Source organism: Kitasatospora sp. NPDC004669 (assembly GCF_040609455.1).
Lineage (GTDB): Bacteria > Actinomycetota > Actinomycetes > Streptomycetales > Streptomycetaceae > Kitasatospora.
This window is the reverse complement of the sequence record NZ_JBEXKB010000085.1, coordinates 24,809-31,757: the sequence shown is the minus strand read 5'-3', so window position 1 is coordinate 31,757 and position 6,949 is coordinate 24,809. Positions and strand designations below refer to the sequence as shown.

The window sequence follows — 6,949 nt, the reverse complement described above, 5'->3', positions numbered from 1 at the left end:
GACCTGGGGCTACGTCAGGATCCAGGGTGAGCTTCGGCGGCTCGGTCATCAGGTCGCCGTTGCCACCGTCCGCCGAGTGCTTCGCCGCCTCGGACCGGCGCCCGCACCCCGGCGTGCCTCCCGGCAGAGCCGGCGGACCTTCCTGCATGCCCGAGCTCACACGCTCTGGCCTGCGATGTCATGCACGTGGACACCGTGCTCCTCAAGCGCCTGTACGTCTTCTTCGTCATGGAGATCAAGACCAGGCGTGTCCATGTCCTCGGTGCCACAACGCACCCTACGCGGGAGTGGGTGGCCCAGCTCGCCCGGAACCTGCTGATGGACCCGGGCGACAGAGCAGGCGACTTCCGGTTCCTCATCCGCGACCGCGACACCGAGTTCACCGCCGCCTTCGACGCCGTCCTCGCCGGCAACGGCACGACCGTCATCCCGACTCCGCCGCAGAGCCCGCGCTCGAACGCCTTCGCGGAGCGGTGGATACGCACCGTGCGCGCCGAATGCACCGACCGACTGCTCATCACCGGCGAACGGCACCTGCGCGCCGTCCTCGCCGAGTGCACCGAGCACGACAACACTGGCCGCGCCCACCGCAGCCTGGAGCTGCGGGCCCCAGACGACGAACCCGACATCATCCCGTTGCCCACCGCAGCCATTCGGCGCCGTCGAGTACTCGGCGGACTCCTCGACGAGTACCACGGCGCCCCGACCCAGTCACCTCGCATCCCGCAGGAAACCCCCAGTTCAGCGGCCTGATCGGAGTTTTGACACCCTTCAGGCCGTCCACGACGACGCCCAGGTCCCGGCGAAGCGCCGGCTGTACTTCACCGCCACCCCGCGGATCGCTGACGACCGGCGCGCGAAGGACGACCTGGCTGACCTCGCCGACGCCGACAGCGAGGGCGCGGAGAAGCTGCCCGCGCTCTCCTCGCCGACCACCGCGTCCTCGTCCCCGTCGTCACCCCGGCCCTGCTGACCCGGCTCGGCGACCGTGCCTGGCCGCGCGGGCCGATGGTCGCGGCCTCCCGCCGCTAGCAATCCGGCAGTTGACGGACCTCGCCCGTGCCCAACGCGATCGCGGCCCGGGGCCGCATCGGTTCGTCGCCGCGCCGGGAGAGCAAGACCACCTCCTCGACCACCGCCGACAGTGCGCCGAGCCGGGCGGCGCACTCGGCGGCCAGCTGCCGCGGGTCCTGTGTGCGGCCGAGGGACAGATGCGGGATGAAAGGGCCACCGCGCCCGCGGCAGAGCGGGAACCGTTGCTCCAGCGCCCGGTGGAGACAGGCCCACGGCGCCGGGCCCGCCGCGGCCGGGTCGAGCCACATGGTGGCGTAATGCCGGTGCCGGAAGTACCGCACGCCGGCCAGACGCGCGGCGAACGCCGCGCTCTCCGCCGCTCCGGCGGCGAGCAGCGGCACCGCCCGCGCGAACTCCTCCTCCGGCACGAAGCCGAACAGCAGGTTCACATGCGGCGGCCACCGCCGTACCTGCGGATCGTGCTCCCAGCGGATGTCCTGGATCGCCGGCCAGAGCTCCTGCGGCGGCAGCCACGCCACCGCCGTCCGGGCCGTCGGCGCCACCTCGAGCGCGCCGACCGGCTCGGCCCCGCCGTACACCGGGTTTCCGTCCACACTGCCATGGTGGAGAACGAGCGAGCGGAGCACATCATGGGCAGCAGCACCGAACCGGGGTCCGTCGGCGAGACCGACTGGGCGGCACCCTCCACGAGTACCAACATGCCGCTTGACCAGGCCGGATGATTAATCGGCACCCGCAGGGTCCCGGCGGCGGTGTCGCTGCTGGGCGGCGCGCTGAAGCTGGCGGACGGCGAGGTGGGGGCCTCGGACGTGGCGCTGGCGGTCGCCCTGGTGGCGCTGGCGGTGTATGCCCTGCGGCTGCAGGCGGCCTCGGCGCACCGCCGGGTGACCCGGCGCGGCGGGCCCCGCACCGTGGTGGTGGACGGCGCCGGGGTGACCGTCACCGACCGGTGCGGCACCCAGACCCGGGCGTGGGCGACGCTGTCGGGCTTCGTGGAGACGGAGCACCTGTTCGTGGTGCTCAACCGCAGCGGCTCCTGCCTGCTCATCCTGGCCAAGCGCGGGACGGCGGACCCCGACGCGCTGCGCGCCCTGCTCGCCCGGCACGCGGCCCCGGTCGGCCGTCCGGCCACCGCTACGCCGACCGCCACACCATGACCGACGGCTCCACCGTCCGCATGGAGGTCTACCTCTTCGCCGAGTTCGCCCCCGACGGCCGCTTCCTCGAGGAGACCACCCTCCTGCTGGAGGGCGCCGACCACGACCGCAACCTCGGCAGCGCCCGCTGAACACCCCGCGGGGGCGGGCCGCCACCGGCCCGCCCCGCCCGGGAACCGCGCCCGAACCCCAAGGCCCTAGCTAGCTCGGCGGCAAGGTGTCAGCAGCCGTAGAACGTCCTGTCAAAGCCGCCGGCCACGTGGTTGTTGTAGGCCCTGACCTCGACGCACAGATAGTCGGTGCGGCCATTCCGACTGGCCGGACCGTAATAGTAGTAGCCGTACCCGTTGTTCGGAACGGTGGCTTCCGTCGACGGCCCGTATGTGCTCCGGGCGTCCACTCCAGTCTGCGCGTAGTCGCTCCTCCAGTACTGGCGGATCGATATCGTGCACGCGTTCATGGTGTTGTAGTAGCCGCTCTGCTGCCAGATGTGCGCGGTGACGGTGTCACTGGTCCAGTTGGTCCATCCGAAGCAGCCCGAACCCGTCGGGCCGAGCTGCGTGGACCAGTTGCCGTTCGCCCAGGCCGCGTTCGGCGCCGCGAGGCCCCCAAGGGCGATCAGGGCAGCGACGGAGGCAGCCTTCGCCAACTTCGACAGCTTGTGCATGTGTCCTCCCGTTTGATGTGCGACAGGGCAACGAATTCCCGTCCCCCTCGGCGGAGCATGGCAAAGGCAGGGAGGTGCCGCAAGACCCTGGTTCAAGCCGGACCAAGTACTTGCCAGCGATCGGAAACTGGCCGCCGCCCGACCTAGTTCAGGTCGAAGTCGTCGGGGTCGAAGTCGAAGTCGTCGGGGTCGAAGTCGAAGTCGTCGGCGGTGAACCCGCCGTAGGGGCCGCCGTTGAAGTAGTCGGCGAGGGCCTGGCCGATCACGGCCCGCACGTCGTCCTCGTCCTCGGCGCGGGCCAGGGCGGCGGCCTGCTCGCCCGAGAGGTTGAGGTGGACGTCGCGGGCCCGGACCGCGTCCGAGCCGCGGATCGAGAACGTGGTGGTGCGGCCGACCCGGGCGCCGATGCCGGAGATCGTGCCGAGCTGCTCCAGCTGCTTGGCCTTCCGCTCTCGGCCCCGCTCGGTGGTCTGCACGTCGAGCGCCTCGCGTCGCAGCCGCTGCTCGTGCTCGACGGGGTGACGGGTGCCGTCGATCCAGCGCAGCACGGTGCGCGGCGCGACGCCGTAGGCGGCGGCCATCGCCTTGGTGCTGCCGCCGTACTTGCGGTCCCGCACGTGCCCGGCCTGGGTGGTGGACTGCACGGGGGCCTGGCGCGAGGGGAACAGCGTCTCGCGCACCCGCCCGAACATCCCCCGGAGCTTGCCGGCCATCAGTTACCGCCTTCCTCGTCGTCGTGCCCGGCGCCCACGCCGGCCTCGTCGGTGCCGGACTGCTCCGGGCCGATGGAGGTGCCGTCGGTGGCGTAGTCGTGGGTCAGCCGGGAGGGGTGCTCACGGCGGCCCATCACCTCGATGGCGGCCTGCAGCGGGATCGAGGCCTCGTGCTTGTGGCTGCCCGGCGCGATGTCCAGGCGCAGCGCCCCCGGTACCGGGGTGCCGTCGTCCTTCACCGGCAGCACCTCCAGCGGGGACGGCTGGTCGGCGGCGTAGAGGTAGGAGTCGACGTTGACGGCGAAGGGGGCCCGGCCGGTGAGCTGGAGGGTCTTGCGTAGGCGGCGGTGGGCGGCGATGCGGGCGGCGGCGATGATGTGGAAGCGGATCTCCGGGCGGTAGGACCAGGAGGCGGCGACCTTCTCCAGCCACTGCTCGTCGTCCAGGTGGCGGGCGGAGTCGGACCACTTGCCGATCCCGCCCTTGTAGATGTTCTTGTAGAGCCCGGCGAGGACCAGGGCGTCGGCGCGGACCGGGTCAGTGCCGACGTCCTTGTGCACGGCGTTGGCGGCGAGGAACTCCTCGGGGCTCTGGCCGTCGGTCAGACCGAGGTCGGCGTAGGCACGCTTGTACCCGCCCCGCACGTGCCCGGTCCACTCCTTCAGCAGCGGGACGGTGTGCGAGGACAGGTACGCCTCGGTGATGGTCGCCGGGTCGAAGCCGTACGTGGCGGCCATATAGGCGACGGTGGGAGTGGCGTACCAACCCGGCCCGGTCGGGGGGCGGCCGTGGCAGGTGGCCGGGTGCGGCAACAGCTCGTCCACCGGCGTGGCCGTGAAATCCGCCCACCACAGGCCGGCGGTCTTGCCGCCGTTCCAGTCCGGATTCCTCACCAGCTCCAGCGGACCCGACGGCAGGCGCAGGGAGTCGGTGACGGACAGGTAGGACGCGCAGACGTCGACCGCGACCGCGAACGCGCGCCCGGCCTCCTGCTCGGTGAGCTCGCGGGCCCACCACTTGTAGTCCTCCTCCTCGCACACCGTCTCACCCCGGAAGAGCTGCTCGCGGGTCAGCGGGTGCCGGGCGCCGGCGGCCGGGGGCACGCACAGGTCACCGGCCGGGAGGGCGCCCTCGCGCAGGTGGGAGGACCACTCGCCGGTCGCCTCGTCCTTGACCCACTCCACACGGGGGCGGACCGCGTCCAGGAGCAGCATCGCGGTGGAGGCGGTCGTCGCCCCCGGGGCGGCGCCCAGGTCGGTCGTGAACGCGCGGGAGCGGCGGGCGAGGGTGAGCCCGTCCTTGGTGCCGGCGGGGGCAGTGGCGAGCGGGCCTGCCAGCGCGCTGGTCGCCTGCTGGCGGCCGTCGCCCTGCCCGAGCCACGGCGCGATGGTGATCCGCACCGAGGTCTTCGGACCGCCGGCCGAGCCCTTGCGCCGGAAGACGTGGAAGGCCGGGCCGATGTGGTCGCTCGGCTCCATGCCGACGCTGGCCGAAGCCTTCGCCATCTTGGCCTGGAGCGCGGTCAGTGCCTTCTCCGTGCCCGGCAGGGCGGCGGGAAGGCCGAGCTGCTTCAGCGCGGCCGCGGTCAGACAGACCGTGCCGTCACCGCCGCGCCCCGAAGGGTGGGCACGCTCGACGCGCAGCGGCAGCCCGGTGCCCAGCCACGCGAACCGGTCCGGCAGCTTCGGCCCGGCCGGGGCCGGGACCTGCGGGACGTCCAGCACCCAGCCGCCGTCCTCGGCGACGTCCAGCGCGACCACCGGCCACCACCGCGCAGCGGCCGCCGTGGCGGCAGGGCGCGCGGGGGCAGGGCGGCTCGTGCGGGCCGCAGCCGGGCGCACTGGCCCGGTTCCGTCGGCGGCCACCGGTGCCCACGGGCGGACTCACGCCGCCGGCCCACCAGCAGATCGGTCCCACCGATCAGGAAATCCGCGCCGTCCAGCAAATACCTCGCAGGGCGGGCCCGGCGGCCGTGTTGCACCCACCCGTGCGGCCTGTCTCCCTCGACCCACCGCCCTGAAACGTCGAAGTCAGGTAGCGGCCCCGCCCGGGGTTCGGCCGGGGGCCGGGCATACGCTGCCGCGGTGAACGAACTTCGTTTCAGGGGTGGGGACCTCAAGGCCGATCGGCGCGGGGTGGCGTTGTTCCTGGTCATGCTCGCCGTCCAGATCGTGGCGGGTGTGGTGCGGATCGGGTTGGTCGGAACGCTGTGGGTGACCGGTGCGGTGGCCGTGCTGTTCGCCGTACTCCTCACCTCGTACAGACGCAGCTGGACCGCGGTGGGGGAGGACGGCATCCGGATCTACCGGGGCCTCGGGCGGGTCCGCAGCTACCCGTGGCGGGAGATCCACTGGATAGCGGAGCGCAGGCAGCGCAACCAGGGCGGGGAATCCACCAGCGTGCGGATCACCCTGGTGGACGGCCGCCGGCGGACCCTGCCCGGCATCCACTCGAACGTTGTCTTCCCCGATCCGCACTTCGAGCTGAAACTCGCCCAGGTCCGGGCCCAATGGGAGCGGCACGCCGACGAGTCCTTCCGGATCGGCCCCCTGGCACCCGAGCGGCCGCCACGGCGACTGCGCGGCGTACTGCCCGGCGCCCTCGCCTGCGTCGCCACCGTGCTGACCGTGATCTTCACCGTCCAACTGCTCGACGGCCTGGACGCGGCGCGCCGCTACGACTCGGCGCCGCTCTGCACGGTCGTGCCGCCCGTCGACCCGGGCAGGTGCCGGGCGGTGGAGCAGCACAAGGTCGTCCGGATCGTCCCGGACACGGACGGCGGCTCCGGCGCGGAGGTGATGGTGCGCAGGGAGTCGGACTACGACCACCGGACACTCCACTTCGCCGCACTGCCCGCACGCCTCCGGGAACTGCACAGCGGCGACCTGGTCCAGGTGACCACCGGGCTCGACGGCCGCACCGCTACCGAGCTGAGCGTCGACGGGGTCTCCGCCCCGACCTTCGACTCCCCGGACCGCCAGGCCGGTGAGCGCACCGCGAGGCTGGTCTGGGCCCTCACCGCGACCGTGCTGTTCACCGCGTGGTGCGTCGCCACCCGGCGCGCTCCCCGCGGCCGCTACCCGTGGTGGGCCCCGCTCGCCCTGCCCGGTCCGCTCGCGGCCGTAGTGATCGCCGACTGCACGGAATCCTCCGCAGCGCCGCTCACCCCCTGGTCCTACTGGCCCGCAGCCCTCCTCCTCACCCCGGCCCTCGGCCACGCCGTCATCGGGCTGGCCCGCGCCGCCCGCCGCCGGAGGCCGGCACCGGAGAGCGCCAAGCCTTGAGCCCATAAGCCATCACGGCTCGGCTGTAGCGCGGCACCTGGAGATACGAGTTCACGAGTCGCCCCCCTGACGCAGCACCCATGCCCCGCGGCT

Annotated in this window: 7 protein-coding genes and 1 pseudogene; 4 read left to right on the top strand and 4 right to left on the bottom strand. The window is 72.8% G+C overall.

What is annotated here, in order from left to right; translation table 11 throughout:
• Window positions 1-180: 180 nt before the first annotated feature.
• On the top strand, window positions 181-753 hold the full coding sequence (locus ABZW30_RS40505; RefSeq protein WP_355676309.1) for an integrase core domain-containing protein: 573 nt from the start codon (window positions 181-183) through the stop codon (window positions 751-753).
• Between the two features lie 275 nt (window positions 754-1,028).
• Here the strand turns inward: ABZW30_RS40505 and ABZW30_RS40500 are convergent, their stop codons facing one another.
• Window positions 1,029-1,628, bottom strand: a complete 600-nt coding sequence (locus tag ABZW30_RS40500; RefSeq protein ID WP_355676308.1) for a 2'-5' RNA ligase family protein — start codon at window positions 1,626-1,628, stop codon at window positions 1,029-1,031.
• 159 nt (window positions 1,629-1,787) lie between these two features.
• Here ABZW30_RS40500 and ABZW30_RS40495 point away from each other — a divergent pair, with 159 nt between their 5' ends.
• A complete protein-coding gene (locus tag ABZW30_RS40495; RefSeq protein WP_355676314.1) occupies window positions 1,788-2,192 on the top strand; it encodes a YcxB family protein in 405 nt (134 codons plus the stop codon).
• Window positions 2,162-2,323: pseudogene (locus ABZW30_RS40490) on the top strand (nuclear transport factor 2 family protein); the annotation flags it as partial. The gene ABZW30_RS40495 and the pseudogene ABZW30_RS40490, both read left to right, overlap by 31 nt.
• A gap of 89 nt (window positions 2,324-2,412) precedes the next feature.
• On the opposite strand, the gene ABZW30_RS40485 reads toward ABZW30_RS40490, so the two are convergent.
• The 3 genes from ABZW30_RS40485 to ABZW30_RS40475 all read right to left on the bottom strand — a co-directional run bounded on the left by ABZW30_RS40485 (window position 2,413) and on the right by ABZW30_RS40475 (window position 5,332).
• Complete coding sequence (locus ABZW30_RS40485) at window positions 2,413-2,859, bottom strand: hypothetical protein (protein WP_355676307.1); 447 nt, start codon at window positions 2,857-2,859, stop codon at window positions 2,413-2,415.
• A 143-nt stretch (window positions 2,860-3,002) separates the two neighbouring features.
• Window positions 3,003-3,572 carry a hypothetical protein gene (locus ABZW30_RS40480; protein WP_355676306.1) on the bottom strand — a complete coding sequence of 190 codons (570 nt, stop codon included), beginning with the start codon at window positions 3,570-3,572 and terminating at the stop codon, window positions 3,003-3,005.
• Window positions 3,572-5,332, bottom strand: a complete 1,761-nt coding sequence (locus tag ABZW30_RS40475) for a hypothetical protein (RefSeq protein WP_355676305.1) — start codon at window positions 5,330-5,332, stop codon at window positions 3,572-3,574. The genes ABZW30_RS40480 and ABZW30_RS40475 overlap by 1 nt, the downstream gene beginning before the upstream one ends.
• 324 nt (window positions 5,333-5,656) lie before the next feature.
• On the opposite strand from ABZW30_RS40475, the gene ABZW30_RS40470 reads away from it, so the two are divergent.
• Window positions 5,657-6,856, top strand: coding sequence for a hypothetical protein (locus ABZW30_RS40470; protein WP_355676304.1), 1,200 nt, complete (start codon window positions 5,657-5,659; stop codon window positions 6,854-6,856).
• Window positions 6,857-6,949 lie beyond the last annotated feature (93 nt).